This window comes from Halalkalibacter urbisdiaboli, from assembly GCF_002156385.1.
Lineage (GTDB): Bacteria > Bacillota > Bacilli > Bacillales > Bacillaceae_D > Halalkalibacter_A > Halalkalibacter_A urbisdiaboli.
Window position 1 is genome coordinate 243,598 of sequence record NZ_MVJM01000002.1, and the last position, 13,900, is coordinate 257,497.

At 38.6% G+C, this 13,900-nt stretch carries 15 protein-coding genes; 1 reads left to right on the forward strand and 14 read right to left on the reverse strand.

Going from position 1 to position 13,900, the window contains the following annotated elements:
- Window positions 1-2 precede the first annotated feature (2 nt).
- The 4 genes from pstA to B1R93_RS09070 form a co-directional block, all read right to left on the reverse strand.
- Window positions 3-887: a phosphate ABC transporter permease PstA gene (gene pstA / locus B1R93_RS09055; protein ID WP_088103660.1), complete on the reverse strand. Its 885-nt coding sequence runs from the start codon at window positions 885-887 to the stop codon at window positions 3-5.
- Between the two features lies 1 nt (window position 888).
- Window positions 889-1,845: a phosphate ABC transporter permease subunit PstC gene (gene pstC / locus B1R93_RS09060; RefSeq protein WP_088103661.1), complete on the reverse strand. Its 957-nt coding sequence runs from the start codon at window positions 1,843-1,845 to the stop codon at window positions 889-891.
- 86 nt (window positions 1,846-1,931) lie between these two features.
- Window positions 1,932-2,960 carry a PstS family phosphate ABC transporter substrate-binding protein gene (locus tag B1R93_RS09065; RefSeq protein WP_088103662.1) on the reverse strand — a complete coding sequence of 343 codons (1,029 nt, stop codon included), beginning with the start codon at window positions 2,958-2,960 and terminating at the stop codon, window positions 1,932-1,934.
- Between the two features lie 192 nt (window positions 2,961-3,152).
- The gene (locus tag B1R93_RS09070) at window positions 3,153-4,286 is read right to left on the reverse strand and encodes a zinc-dependent alcohol dehydrogenase (protein ID WP_088103663.1); all 1,134 of its coding nucleotides are present in this window, start codon (window positions 4,284-4,286) and stop codon (window positions 3,153-3,155) included.
- A 187-nt stretch (window positions 4,287-4,473) separates the two neighbouring features.
- On the opposite strand from B1R93_RS09070, the gene B1R93_RS09075 reads away from it, so the two are divergent.
- Window positions 4,474-4,911: a CBS domain-containing protein gene (locus tag B1R93_RS09075; protein ID WP_088103664.1), complete on the forward strand. Its 438-nt coding sequence runs from the start codon at window positions 4,474-4,476 to the stop codon at window positions 4,909-4,911.
- A 42-nt stretch (window positions 4,912-4,953) separates the two neighbouring features.
- Here the strand turns inward: B1R93_RS09075 and B1R93_RS09080 are convergent, their stop codons facing one another.
- From B1R93_RS09080 to B1R93_RS09125, 10 genes are all read right to left on the reverse strand, one after another.
- On the reverse strand, window positions 4,954-5,211 hold the full coding sequence (locus tag B1R93_RS09080) for a YciI family protein (RefSeq protein WP_088103665.1): 258 nt from the start codon (window positions 5,209-5,211) through the stop codon (window positions 4,954-4,956).
- Between the two features lie 49 nt (window positions 5,212-5,260).
- Complete coding sequence (gene arsA, locus B1R93_RS09085) at window positions 5,261-7,027, reverse strand: arsenical pump-driving ATPase (RefSeq protein ID WP_088103666.1); 1,767 nt, start codon at window positions 7,025-7,027, stop codon at window positions 5,261-5,263.
- Between the two features lie 26 nt (window positions 7,028-7,053).
- Window positions 7,054-7,410: an arsenite efflux transporter metallochaperone ArsD gene (gene arsD, locus B1R93_RS09090; protein WP_088103667.1), complete on the reverse strand. Its 357-nt coding sequence runs from the start codon at window positions 7,408-7,410 to the stop codon at window positions 7,054-7,056.
- Window positions 7,411-7,661: 251 nt separating this feature from the next.
- The gene (arsC, locus tag B1R93_RS09095; RefSeq protein WP_088103668.1) at window positions 7,662-8,081 is read right to left on the reverse strand and encodes an arsenate reductase (thioredoxin); all 420 of its coding nucleotides are present in this window, start codon (window positions 8,079-8,081) and stop codon (window positions 7,662-7,664) included.
- A 54-nt stretch (window positions 8,082-8,135) separates the two neighbouring features.
- Complete coding sequence (locus tag B1R93_RS09100; RefSeq protein ID WP_088103669.1) at window positions 8,136-9,446, reverse strand: arsenic transporter; 1,311 nt, start codon at window positions 9,444-9,446, stop codon at window positions 8,136-8,138.
- Between the two features lie 23 nt (window positions 9,447-9,469).
- Window positions 9,470-9,811, reverse strand: a complete 342-nt coding sequence (locus tag B1R93_RS09105) for an ArsR/SmtB family transcription factor (protein WP_088103670.1) — start codon at window positions 9,809-9,811, stop codon at window positions 9,470-9,472.
- A gap of 150 nt (window positions 9,812-9,961) precedes the next feature.
- A complete protein-coding gene (locus tag B1R93_RS09110) occupies window positions 9,962-10,693 on the reverse strand; it encodes an MBL fold metallo-hydrolase (protein WP_088103671.1) in 732 nt (243 codons plus the stop codon).
- Window positions 10,690-10,896 (reverse strand): hypothetical protein, encoded by a 207-nt coding sequence (locus B1R93_RS09115; protein ID WP_088103672.1) that lies wholly within the window; start codon window positions 10,894-10,896, stop codon window positions 10,690-10,692. The genes B1R93_RS09110 and B1R93_RS09115 overlap by 4 nt, the downstream gene beginning before the upstream one ends.
- A gap of 201 nt (window positions 10,897-11,097) precedes the next feature.
- Window positions 11,098-12,171, reverse strand: a complete 1,074-nt coding sequence (locus tag B1R93_RS09120) for an ABC transporter ATP-binding protein (protein ID WP_088103673.1) — start codon at window positions 12,169-12,171, stop codon at window positions 11,098-11,100.
- A complete protein-coding gene (locus tag B1R93_RS09125) occupies window positions 12,168-13,898 on the reverse strand; it encodes an ABC transporter permease (RefSeq protein WP_088103674.1) in 1,731 nt (576 codons plus the stop codon). The genes B1R93_RS09120 and B1R93_RS09125 overlap by 4 nt, the downstream gene beginning before the upstream one ends.
- Window positions 13,899-13,900: the final 2 nt, after the last annotated feature.

Genomic DNA, 13,900 nt, shown 5'->3' on the forward strand with positions numbered 1-13,900 from the left:
AATTAATATCTTCGTTGGAATTTATTTCTAATAATAATCGCCACAGAATTTAAAAGGAATAAAACAACTAATAGTACAACAATTGTAGCGGCTGCCAAGTTTGCATATTCTTCAACAAGTGCCGAGTCTATTGTCCAATAATAAATTTGCATTGGTAGAATCGTAAAACGATCCATTACACTTCCCGGAAATGGAATTAGCAAAGCAGGAATTCCTAAAACAATTAATGGTGCCGTCTCGCCAATTGCTCTTGAAAGAGACAAAATAGCACCAGTTAAAATCCCTGGAAGCGAAGCAGGTAGCACAACATTTTTTATCGTTTGCCACTTCGTTGCTCCCATTCCGTAAGATGCTTCACTTAAAAATTGAGGTACTGCTCTAATTGCTTCTTGACTAGCAACAACAACAATTGGTAGTACTAAGAGGGCCATCGTTAATCCCCCTGCTAAAACAACGTTCCCTAATTCTAATCCTCTTGCAAAAACCGTTAACCCTAATATACCGAATACAATCGAAGGCACCCCTGCTAAATTTGAGATGTTTGCTTGAATAAATGATTGAATCTTCCCTTTTTTCGCATACGATTCTAAATAGATTGCCGTACCTACTCCTAAAAAGAGTGTTACAGGCGCTACAACAATCATTAACCATAGCGTCCCTAATATAGCCCCCATAATACCCGCTCTGTCAGGAGAGTTAGAAAGCTTACCCGATAAAAAACCAAGGTCAATCCAACCAATACTTTGTGACCAAACCCGATATATTAATACAACCAGAACAACTAGACCAAAGATAGTTGAAAGTAGAAAAAGCATTTTTGCAATGTTATTTGCTAATAACCTAGTGTTCATTTTCTTCTGAACTAGATTTGTATCAACATATTTCATTTTAATATTCCTCCCTAAATTTACGAGAGATATATCTAGCAAGTAGATTCATTAAAAAAGTAAAGACGAATAACGTCATTGCTACAGCGTACAAGCTATAATATATAGTCGAACCGGCAGGCGCGTCCCCACCAGTTACTTCAACAATGTATGCAGTCATTGTTTGCATAGATTGTGTAATGTCGAAAGTAAAGTTTTTAGAGCTTCCACTTGCAATCGTAACAATCATTGTTTCTCCAATTGCCCGTGAAATTCCAAGAACGAAAGAAGCTATAATACCAGAGATTGCAGCAGGAATCACGACTTGTCTTGTTACTTCTAGACGAGTAGACCCTAATGCCAATGCCCCTTCTCTCATTGAGTTGGGTACCGAACTCATCGCATCTTCGGAAAGGGATGCGACCATCGGGATAATCATAATTCCCATTACAATTCCCGGACTTAGGATGTTGGTAGCTTCTAAACCAGGGATAAATGCTCTTAGAAGCGGAGTAACAAATGTAAACGCAAAAAATCCATAAACAATTGTTGGTATACCAGCAAGTATTTCTAATACTGGTTTTAACATTCTTCTAACTTTATCGGATGCATACTCACTTAGGTAGATTGCTGTCATAAGACCAATAGGAATCGCTACTGCCATAGCAATTATAGACGAAATAACAGTGCCCGTAATAAGTGGTAGCACACCAAATTCAGGTGTCTTACTTAACGGTTTTAAAACTGTTCCAGTAAAAAATTCAAAAATCGAAACCCTTTTAAAAAATTCAACTGTTTCAGTTAATAATGTAAATAAAATTCCAATCGTTGTAAGAATTGATATTGTTGCAATTGCAAGAAGAAGCTTTGGCATAATTGTTTCTATAACACTAGTAATGCTTTTTGATCTCTTTTTCTCTTTGATCATCCCTCTTACATTAATCGCTGTCCCTTTGTTTGAAGCACTGTTTATTTCCATCAGATGGAGCACCCCTTTCAGCCTCTAATACTGCAATAAGATGAGAACTTACAAAAGCTCTCATCTATTGCACTGATACTAACTTTTTATTTTAATCCTTCTAAAAATGCAACTGCCTCTTCAACTTCAGCCTCAGGAATAGGAGCGAACCCTGTTTCTCCTGCAAAAGTATTTACATTATTCATTGCAAACAATGCAAAGTCTAATACTTGTGGCTTTTCTTTCGCTAAATCAACATTTAAATATGTGAAAACTGGACGAGTAAATGGAGCGTACTCTCCGTCTTCTGCAATTGTATCAAGTGAAGGTTCTACTGGACCGTTTCCAAAGTCGACTTTTACTGCTTGAAGCTTATCTTGATTGTTTACATAGTAACCGAAACCGAAGAATGCAATTCCGTTCTCATCTTCAGATACAAGGTTCACAAGTGTTGAGTATTCTTGCTGAAGATTAACACCCTCAACTAAATCTGCCTCGTCAAGAATACTTTCATAGAAGAATTCATATGTTCCATGATTCTCATTTGGTCCATATGTGTTAATTTCCGTATCAGGAAACTCAGGGTTGATATCAGACCATTTAGTAATACCACTGTCTGCACGGAAGATTTTTACTACTTCCTCTTCAGTAAGCTCTGTTGCCCAATCATTTTCTTTGTTAATAACAAATGTTAATCCGTCTAATGCTACTTTAAGTTCTTTCACTTCCATACCAAGTTCATCTGCTGTAGCTTTTTCTTCGTCTTTAATTTGACGAGATGCGTCATTAAAATCTGTTCCATTTTCAACAAGGAATTTTTTAAATCCTGCACTAGTACCTGAACGACTAACTTCAACAGATACATTCTCTTGTTCGTTAATCATGTATTCTTCTGCTAGTACTGCCATTAAAGGATAAACTGTACCTGAACCATCAACAACAACGCTTCCTTCTAAAGCAGCTTCCTCTTCAGCAGCATCTTCAGTTTCTTCTGTGTCTACATTTTCAACCGGTGTCTCTTCAGTGCCTCCATTTTCGTCAGTGCTTGCATCATCTGTACCGCCGCCTCCACATGCTACTGCAACAACCATTAGTGCAGCGATTACTAAGAACATCAAATACTTTTTAAAATTCACTGAATTGTCCTCCCTTTTCTATTTAAGAAATGTTTGTGTTTTGTAGAGGTTTGTCTCCCTCTCACAATTGCTAGTATAGTAGGCTAATATTAAGAAGGTATGTTTCGAATGTAAAGCTTTTGTAAATCTATGTTGAATCTTGTTTAAAAAGAGAAAAAGGAGGCAAAAGAATCATCCTTTTGCCTCACATTGCTATGGTTTTAATATGACCTTTATACAATTATCCTCATGACCATTAAATTTTTTATAAGCATCATCTGCATCTTGAAGAGCCATCTTATGAGTAATAATATCAGTAGGGTCAAATTCATTATTTATGATTTTTTTGTACAGCTCTGGCATAAAGTGAATAATAGGAGCTTGTCCCATTTTTAACGTTATATTTCTAGCAAAAAAAGCACCTAAAGGGAATTGATTATAGTTGGACCCATATACACCGGTAATTTGAACGGTGCCGAATTTTCGGACGGCCTTCATTGAGATTTGAATGGGCCCAAGAGTACCGCCTTGAAGTTTCAGCTTTTGTTCTATAAACTCCAATGGAGACTTTTTCCCGTCCATACCTACACAATCAATGACAACATCAGCTCCACCAGACGTTATTTCTTTTAAGTGTTCACCCATATCTGGATATTCAGTAAAGTTGAACGTTTCAACTTTATTTACTTGCTTCGCTCGATTTAAACGATAAGGTACATAATCAACAGCAATTACACGTTTAGCACCTTGCATCCATGCAAATTTCTGTGCCATTAATCCGACTGGTCCACAGCCTAAAATAATGACGGTATCGCCTTTTTTCACATCTGCGTTAATAACACTCCAATAGGCCGTTGGAATTACATCCGACAAAAATAATAGTGATTCGTCCTCAAGTTCGCATGTTTCAGGGATGACAAACGGTGTAAAATTGCCAAATGGTACTTTCAAGTATTCTGCCTGACCACCTGGGTGATTCCCGAATTTTTCTGAATACCCCAAATAACCTCCTGAGTCGTAATGTGGATTGGAATTATCACATTGACTTTCCATTTCATGCTCACAATAGAAGCAACGACCACACGACACATTAAATGGTACAACAACACGGTCTCCTTTTTTTACCTTTGTTACATCAGGTCCAACCTCTTCGACAATTCCCATCGGCTCGTGGCCAATAATATAGTTATCAGGTAAAGGGAAGTTTCCTTGATATAGATGCAAATCAGATCCACAAATAGCGGTACTCGTAATTTTTACAATTATGTCTTCTTTATGCTTTAAAGCTGCGTCTGGTACCTCTTTTACCTTAACTTGGTTAGGCCCTTGGTATGTTACTGCCTTCATATTCCACCCCAATCATTCACATGTGCGTGTTCTTATTTCATTTCATTCACCTTCTATTTTTTGTTTATATCCTCTGTCCTATACACAGCTTTAAAAACAGGTTTTTTCATCCGATTTCTTACAACGTACAATGTGCATATTTCGGGTTGATTTTTGCCATGATAACATTGAAAGGAGAGATGTTATCATGGCAGAAAGCCTAAACAATCTTATGACTACTAATGTAGTTACAGTAAGTCCTGAACAAACCGTTCAAGAAGCAGCAAATTTAATGAAACAAAATGACATTGGTTCATTACCTGTCGTTGAAAATGGACAGTTAGTAGGGATTCTTACAGACCGTGACATTGCTTTGCGTTCTACTGCAGAGGGGGACGCAACGAGTGAATCCGTCCGTAATTGTATGTCTACAAATATTGCAACTGCCTCACCTTCAACAGATGCTGAGGACGCTGCTGAAATGATGGCTCAACATCAAATTCGTCGTTTACCAGTAGTAGAAAACGGACAACTTGTTGGCATGATTGCGCTTGGGGACCTAGCTCTAGATAATACAATTCAAGATGAAGCGGGCGAAGCATTAAGTGATATCTCTGAACACACACAAGCAAACCGCCGTATGTAATACGAAAGAGAGGGTGCTCCATTACGGAACACCCTCTTTCTCTTATGCTTTTTTCCATTCATGTAATTCAAGACGGCGTACACCTTCAATGACATAAGGATCTGCCTCTGCTAACTGTGTTGCCTCTTGAAGTGACTCCGCTTCATAGATGACCATTCCTCCAGCACCATCAATAAATGGTCCTTTGGCATGAACCTTTCCTTCTGATTCAAGGTTTGCTAAATAGGCTAGATGCTGAGGTCGGTACTGGTCATTTAGCTCTGGTTTTTCCATATACAAAATTGCTGCAAACAATGCCATATCTTTCTCTCCCTTACGCCTTCGATTAACCTAATTCTACCACAAAACATTAGATAAAGGTTTTCAAATGCTGATACCCAACAGAAAAATCATGTCTCCACGGAACAAGAATTGTTTTTTTCGCCAATTTCGATTGAACGAGAGAAAGCCATCTTCCTTCACCTTGTGCCCGAGCTTTTAAAATTGGGTCTGTTGTTTTTGTTGCACTAAAGCTTTGGTTAACAATCCACGCTGTCGGCTCAATCCCCGCTCGATTCAAGTCTACCTGTAATCGTTCTGCCTCATGAACTGGGGTTGCCTCTGGAAGCGTTACGATAAATACATCGGTTTCTGCAGGATTTCGTAATCGGGGCAGAAGGTTACTTACCGATGCTGGAATATCCCCCGTTGAACGTTCAAGCTCTTTATGGTACGACTCTGCAGCATCTAACAGTAAGAGCGTATGTCCAGTTGGTGCAGTATCGATAACTACAAAAGCATCATTCGCTTCTTCCACTACTTTAGCAAATGCACGAAAAACAGCAATTTCCTCTGTACACGGTGAACTTAAATCTTCCTCTAGATATGCTAAACCATTTTCATCAAGATGTTCTCGCGCCTGTTCTAGAACTTCTTTTTTGTAATGTTCAACTTCTACTTTAGGGTTAATTCGACTTATTGATAAATGGTTCTCTATAACTGAATGATTAAAAAGAGATGAAAGATGTTCTGCCGGATCGGTTGTTGTTAAATGGACAGTATGACCCATTTCCGCTAAACCAACAGCGATAATAGCCGCCATCGTCGTTTTACCGACGCCACCTTTTCCCATTGTTAAAATGACCCCTGATTTCTTTGCTCCTGCATGCTCAATCATTTCTCGAATAGTCTCAGTATCACCGAGTTTTTCGAAAAATTCAGCTTTTGTATCAATCATTTGTTCAGCTGCAAATAAAGTAGTCAAAGAATGAACCCCCGTCAATTGGTAAGGAACAAATGGTAGTTCATACGTTTTTAATTTCTTTAACTCATCAGGAAGAAGCTCTAATGCCTGTTCTTGACGATTGTAAAAGGCTACAGACGTAGGGTCATCAGCTACAAACTTCTGTAGCTTTCCATTAATAATAAGACATTGATTTTCTAAGCCGATTTCACGTAACTCAGTTGATGCTCTAGCTGCCTCACTTAGAGCAGATTCATCTGGACGAGTAACGAGGATTAGAGTAGTTAATGTATGATTTGAAAGAGCCTCTACTGCTTCACTATAAAGCTCCTTTTTATCTGCTAATCCTGAAAGCGGTCCGAGACAAGACGCCCCATGGGTACTTTCATCAAGGAAACCAGACCACGCAGTTGGAAGTTGAAGAAGGCGTAATGTATGTCCAGTTGGCGCTGTATCAAAAATAATATGATCATATTGCGCTGTACGCTCTCGGTTTGTTAGTAACGTTGCAAACTCATCAAATGCTGCAATTTCAACCGTACAAGCGCCCGACATTTGTTCCTCCATTTGAGCAACAACCGTTGCGGGGAGCTTATCTCGATAAGGGCCGACCATTTTTTCCCGATAAGCAGCCGCTGCTTCTTCCGGGTCAAGATTAATGGCTGTAACACCCGGAATGTCTTTTAGAACCGTCTCATTATATTCAATTGGTTGTTCAAATACATCTTGCAGATTTGAAGCTGGATCTGTACTTACAATTAATACTCGTTTTCCTTCATTAGCTAAAGCAACAGCGGTTGCACATGCCGTTGATGTTTTTCCGACTCCGCCTTTTCCAGTAAAAAATAAATAAGGTGTTACCTGATCTGATGTTGGTTGAAAGCGTGGATTCAATCTGAATCGCCTCTTTCTATAAATTATTAAAGTAATTTAATACCTTTTATTTTATCCGAAGTTTTCGTAAACTCTTCAATCGCTATCCCAGTCCATTTTGCTAATTCTTCGTTCGTTGGATAGCTTCCTACTTTTACAACATCTCCATTTAACATAATCGCCGGTAAGGCCTCTGTGCCTTTTTCATTTAATAAAGCACCTATTTTGGCTTCATCAATAAAGGCTTGTGGCTCTGAACTAAGATTATAACGCTTAATATCCATCCCCTTCTTTTCTAACATAAAAACGGAAGTAGCAATCCTCGTTAATTCAGGGTCAACGCTCGGACCACAAACGCCTGTCGGGCAACAAAGTGCAGGATCATAAATGCGTATGCTCGCCATTTTCTATTCCTCCTTAAAGAGATAAGCCGAGTTTCCTGAGGGCATGAAAAAAGGTGCTTTTCCCTTTTTCAGTGCCCTCGAAGCAACGTGCGGAGCCGTTGTCATCTTTTTAAAAGCCTGCTATGAGTGGATTTCTCATAGCAGGCGAGCAACGTGTGGAGCCATTGCTCCTTAATAAGAGGCACTGAAAAAGGTTGATTTTTACCTTTTTCAGTGGCTTCAGTTTCCTCGGCTTCCCTTTATCTATTTTATTATTTCCCAGTTTCTCCATATCGCTTGATTCTTTCACCAATTTCATCACGTACACGTTGGAAAAATGCCCATTTTTCTTCATCAGTTCCTTCAGCCTTCGCGGGGTCATCAAAGCCCCAATGAACGCGGTCTTTATTCGGAGGCGTTGCCGGACAAACATCGTTTGCATGACCACATAGTGTAACCACTAAATCCGCTTTTTGAAGAATGTCTCTATCAATTGTATCTGATGTTTGGTTTGAGATATCAATCCCTACTTCCGCCATCGCTTTCACAGCGTTTGGATTCACACCATGTGCTTCAATCCCTGCAGAATAAACCTCATACCGGTCACCTAATAATTTTTTTCCCCAGCCTTCAGCCATTTGGCTTCGGCAAGAATTTCCAGTACATAAAAAGTAGATAATTGGTTTTGACATTAAAAAAACCTCTTTTCATTTAATATTTTATTTGCTGTAAGTATGGAACCTACTTTACAAAAGAATGGATAACCAAACATATAAACCGATTAATGTAATGAGTAATGTTGGTATTGTTAAAATAATGCCGACTTTAAAATAATAGCCCCATGTAATTTTTACCCCTTTTTGTGATAAAACATGTAACCATAACAGCGTAGCTAGAGAACCAATTGGAGTAATTTTTGGACCTAGGTCAGAACCTATTACATTTGCATAAATAAGCGCTTCACGCATCGCTCCTGTTGTATTGGTATCCGCAATCGCCAATGCGTTTATCATCACGGTTGGCATATTATTCATAATCGATGATAAAATTGCTGCAATAAAGCCCATTGAAATGGTACTAACAAATAACCCTTGCTCTGAAACGGCTATAATTACATTTGCTAGTACATCCGTTAACCCTACGTTTCGTAGACTGTATACGACTACATACATACCAATTGAAAAGACAACAATCGTCCAAGGTGCGCCTTTAATAATTCCGGCTGCGCTCAAGTCTTCATTTTTAGCACTAATGTAACGGAAAATAAAATAAAAGATAAACGCAATAGGCATCGCTATAAACGAAACCGGCATATGCACGAATTCACTTACAAAATATCCTACGAGTAGTACAACGAGAATCCACCAAGATAAATTAAATAGTGCTTTATCCTTTATCGCTTCTACAGGTTTCTTCAGTTGACTCATATCGTATTGCTTCGGAATGTCTTTTCTAAAATAAAGATACAAAACTAAAATGCTCGCTCCAAGCGCAAAAAAGTTAGGAATCACCATTCTTGTAGCATATTCCACAAAACCAATTCCAAAAAAGTCAGCTGAAACGATATTTACTAAGTTACTAACAACAAGTGGTAAAGAGGTCGTATCAGCAATAAAACCACTTGCCATTATAAATGGTAGCACCATCACTTCTTTAAAACGTAATGCTCGTACCATCGCGAGTACAATCGGTGTTAAAATTAACGCAGCTCCATCATTTGCAAATAGCGCCGCAACTACAGCACCAAGGATGGCAACATACAGAAACATTTTCACACCATTCCCATTTGCAAAGCGCGCCATATGTAAAGCCGACCACTCAAAAAAACCAATTTCATCTAAAATTAATGAAATGATAATGATAGCTATAAAGGTAAGTGTGGCATTCCACACAATTCCTGTAACGGTTACCACATCGCCAAAGTCAACAATCCCAACAATATAAGCTAACACCGCGCCAATCGTCGCCGACCATCCAATCGATAAGCCTTTAGGTTGCCAAATAACTAAGACGAGGGTAAATAGAAAAATAAATGATGCAAGTAATACGTCAGACATACTTTCTCCTTCTCCCTCTTTGTTTAATCACAGCATACTCGCAAACCACGCTTTTCCAACTCAATTAGTCTCATTTTTTGACTCGGAATATGCTGCAGTAAGCCTTTAACAAGTGGATATGATTCATGCTCTTTGTTTACTCGATAAAAAATCCATTGACCTTTACGCTCTTCAATTACTAAACCTACATCACGAAGCTTTCTTAAATGCTGGCTAACTGATGGCTGACTCATATTAAATAATTCGACGAATTCACAGACACAACATTCGTCCTCTTCCATAAGCGCCATCATCGTCAAGCGTGTTTTATCCCCAAGCAACTTTAAAACTTTTGCTGTTGCATCAATGGTTACCGCTGCATTCATGTGAATCAATCCTTTCTTCTCTACCAAAATTATATAAGCATATACTTATATAAGCAAGTAAAAAAATATTTTAGTTACATTTTGAATGACAGTCTCTAAAATGCAAATAGTCTTTTCCCGAAAAAAAAAGAGGAGTCAGAGTGCTCCTACTTATAATTCAATTGAGAAACCTTGTTTCGCTAGATAAATCTCACCTGAAAATTGTTCGGAGGCCTCTACCTTTAGCTGTTGATGTTCCCCGTAATGTGGAAGGTGAGTTAATATGAGACTTTTTGCCTGAGCTAGTGCTGCCAGTCTGCCCGCATCTTCACTATTCATATGACCAAACTCAGAAACCGTCTCACCTGCATATGCGCTGCATTCACTAATTAATAAATCACACCCTTTTGCAAAGGAAGCCAATTCCTCACTGAAGCTAGAATCAGCTGTATAAACAAGTATTTTACCTGCTAATTCAACTTTCATCGCATAGCATGGTACGGGATGATTCGTTCTTTGAAAGAAAAACACAAATGGACCAATGAGCAAACGATCGTAATCGTTATAGGGTATCGCCTTAACAACATCGCGAAAGGGCAATTTTGAAAATTCAGCCTTATCATCATTATGACCATAAATAATTGGTGTTTTATAGCCACTTTTTTGTGCATTTAAAATTCTTGAATACTGAAAGGGAGTAATATCTGCTTTATGGTCACCATGATAATGAGAAAGAACAATACCATTCAAATCATCAAGCGAACAAAATGATTGGACATTTGATAATACACCGCTTCCACAATCTAATAGAAGTTTATACTCATCATGTTCAAGCAAGTAGCCTGATGTTGCACTATTAGCCTCAGGGTAACCATGCCAAAAACCAACGACCGTCACTTTCATTCCTTCTCACCTTTCCTACTTTTCGCGCTCCCACTAAAACGTCGATTCTTTTTCAATTGTCGTACATGAGCTCTTTCATAAATAAGCGTCATTTCTGTCACTAGTTTTTTCGTTTGTTTATCATCCTTAGCCTGCATTAATCTATCTTGTAGATTTTGGATAGCTTTCCGTTCTTCATGATTTACTTCAGTCAGGTCATTCACCTGAGATAACTCCTTTCTTTCGTGAATTTTGAATGAAGTTTTTCCTCTTCCTAAGGTTGACTACTTTTCATTTTTTAAACGGATATCCGCCAATCCCATCCATATCCTAATTCTTCTACTATTTTTATTATAAAAGCAAGGTGTTACACACTCAACAGGGGATATCCCAAAAGGTTCGTTCTTAACCTTTCGGGACACCCCCTATACAATCGATTCAACTGTTTTTTCGACTTGATCCTGTTTTTGATTAAGTAACTCTAGTCCGATAACATCACCAACCTTTAACCTTCGCTCTTGATCAACATGCACAGTAATGGTCGTGTTGTTTATTTTTATTCTGTAATGGCTTTCCTTACCTTGAAACATGACGTTTTCAATGATGCCTTTTAGTCCAAACTTATTTGTAATAGTTAACTGTTCAGGACGAGCAGGAAAAACACCGGCTCTTCTAAACGAAAGGGGAATTTCTGAGCCATTCCAGGGGACGGTTTTATTATGAAATGGAAAAAAGACTGACTCCTCCCATGTGCCCTTAATTAAATTTGCCTTTGATACAAACGTTGCGACAAATGGCGTTTTCGGATGAAAGAAAATTTCCTCGGGTGTCCCAATTTGTTCTATGCTTCCTTCCTTCATTACAACGATCTTATCGGCCATAGCTAATGCCTCACTCTGATCGTGTGTTACATACAGAATCGACGGTTTCATTAGCCTATGGATCGTTTTAATTTCGTGACGCAACTCCATTCGAAGCTCAGCATCTAAACTACTTAACGGCTCATCCATCAATAGTAATGATGGTTGTGATGCAAGCGCTCGAGCAATGGCAACTCGCTGCTTTTGTCCTCCTGATAATTCATTTGGCAAACGCGTACCAAAGTTTTCAAGACCAACGATTTTAAGCATTTCATTAATCCGTTGCTCTTGATGTAGCTTTAAAATTCGCTTTGAAGAACGGTGATGCTGTAATGGGAAACGTATATGTTCTTTGACTGTTAAATGTGGCCAAAGTGCAAACGATTGGAAAACCATTCCTATATCTCGTTTCTCAGGAGGGATGTTCATTAACTTATCAGAAACCTTGATACTTTCCATGACAATTTCACCTTCATTCGGTCGTTCAAATCCGGCTAATAGACGTAGCAATGTCGTCTTGCCACATCCAGATGGTCCTAAAATCGCAACAAACTCTCCCTCATCTATTTCCAAATCAATACCTTTTAAAGCCAGTGTTTTCGCAAATAACTTTGAGACATTTTTTAAAACTGTCGTCATACTTGACCTACTTTCTTTTGATAAATTCCTTGTAACCAAATCAGGGACAATCCACCCATTAGTAACGCTACGACAATTAAGCTAGAAAATGCTGTTGAAAATGTTGTATAACCTGCCTGTTCAAAGTTAAAAATCGTTAAACCGATCGTTTCTGAACCACTTGACCATAGAAGGGCCGATACGGTTAACTCTGTTAATGCCGTTAACATGACTAAAAAAGTTCCACTTAAGAGTCCTGGTAACAACAAAGGAAGCATTATTTTACGCCACTTGCTGAATCCTTTTGCCCCAAAAACCTGTGCCGCCTCCTCCATGGCAGGATCTATTTGTGACATTGCCGTCATGCTTCCTCTTACTTGTAAAATCATAAATCTCGTTATGTAAGCAATAAACAGGATCCAAATACTACCGTATATTCCTGGATTCCAGCCTGGGATTGGCTGCATCCATGACAAAATCATCGCAAGTGCTAAAACCATTCCTGGTAGTGCATATGGTAAACCAACACTTAACTCCATCCCTTTCCCTACACGATTTTGCCGTCTTATTCGATAGTAGGCAAGAGCTGTACCAGCAAATAAGCAAAATAACGAGGTACCTATTGCGAGCTTAATACTAGTCAGAATCGCTCCTTGTACTTTACTGTTTTCTAGCAATAAAAACTTATAATGATTAAACGTAATGTTGTCAATCGTAAACGGTAAACCATATGCGCGTATTACTGATGTTGCGAACATCGAAAACAAAGGAATGATACTAATAAAAATTAAAATAGCCCATAGAGATATTTCAATTAATATGCGTTTTTTTCCAAAGGTGACACGCGGCCGCTTATCAATCACGCTTTCACTATAATTTGCCTTTCGTAAAAAAAACCATTGCAAGACAGTACCTATTAGTGCAATGATTGCAAGTATAACGGAAAAGGTTGCTGCCCTTGCAAAAGCCGTTGGACCAAATCCAACAACTTCTTGATAAATGGCTGTGCTTAATACTGTAATCTTCGCAGGAATTCCTAAAAAAGCAGGAATACCAAAATTATCGAGGTTGGCTAAAAAAGCCAGCATCCCTCCACTCGCAATGCCAGGCAATGCTAACGGAAGAGTAATCTTCCGGAAGACCGTCCAACGATTCCCTCCTGAGGCCTGAACAGCCCATTCTAATTCTCTCGGGATTCTCCTTAACACGCTCATCGTAAGTAAAAAGACCAAAGGGTAATGAGATAAGCCTAATATGATGATAATTCCGGTATGACTATATAAATTAAAGGGCTCAAAACCAACCATTATTTGACTAAATCCTTGTGCTAACCAACCTTTCTTACTTAAAAACTGAGTCCAAGAGAGCGTGACAATATAAGATGGAATAATAAACGGGATCATTACGAGCAGTATTAACCATCGCTTCGCTCGAATGTCACTATATGATATTAACCATGCTAATAATACCCCAACGACAAGTGCAATTGTCGTTGAACCAACAACGATGATAGCCGTATTTGCGATGATTTTCCATGTCCTTGCTTCATGAAGTATTGAATAATAATTCGAAAAGATATGACCGCCCTCAACTGAAAGGCTTAATAAGAACAGACGAATAATTGGGACCAGAAAGAAAATAAATATGAGAACAAAAGATAGAGTAAGCCAGATTTGCTTTCCTGCTTTAGTCGTAATTGAAAAAAAGGAAGACTTAAAGAGCCGTCTCCCTTGTTTCATATCAGTCATCA

Bases quoted from the DNA above. Each gene is read 5' to 3' on its own strand.
- B1R93_RS09120 (WP_088103673.1), bottom strand. From the start codon at position 12,171: ATGACGACAGTTTTAAAAAATGTCTCAAAGTTATTTGCGAAAACACTG.
- B1R93_RS09075 (WP_088103664.1), top strand. From the start codon at position 4,474: ATGGCAGAAAGCCTAAACAATCTTATGACTACTAATGTAGTTACAGTA.
- pstC (WP_088103661.1), bottom strand. From the start codon at position 1,845: ATGGAAATAAACAGTGCTTCAAACAAAGGGACAGCGATTAATGTAAGA.
- arsD (WP_088103667.1), bottom strand. From the start codon at position 7,410: ATGGCGAGCATACGCATTTATGATCCTGCACTTTGTTGCCCGACAGGC.
- B1R93_RS09070 (WP_088103663.1), bottom strand. From the start codon at position 4,286: ATGAAGGCAGTAACATACCAAGGGCCTAACCAAGTTAAGGTAAAAGAG.
- B1R93_RS09100 (WP_088103669.1), bottom strand. From the start codon at position 9,446: ATGTCTGACGTATTACTTGCATCATTTATTTTTCTATTTACCCTCGTC.
- B1R93_RS09105 (WP_088103670.1), bottom strand. From the start codon at position 9,811: ATGAATGCAGCGGTAACCATTGATGCAACAGCAAAAGTTTTAAAGTTG.
- pstA (WP_088103660.1), bottom strand. From the start codon at position 887: ATGAAATATGTTGATACAAATCTAGTTCAGAAGAAAATGAACACTAGG.
- B1R93_RS09080 (WP_088103665.1), bottom strand. From the start codon at position 5,211: ATGGCATTGTTTGCAGCAATTTTGTATATGGAAAAACCAGAGCTAAAT.
- B1R93_RS09110 (WP_088103671.1), bottom strand. From the start codon at position 10,693: ATGAAAGTGACGGTCGTTGGTTTTTGGCATGGTTACCCTGAGGCTAAT.
- arsC (WP_088103668.1), bottom strand. From the start codon at position 8,081: ATGTCAAAACCAATTATCTACTTTTTATGTACTGGAAATTCTTGCCGA.
- B1R93_RS09125 (WP_088103674.1), bottom strand. From the start codon at position 13,898: ATGACTGATATGAAACAAGGGAGACGGCTCTTTAAGTCTTCCTTTTTT.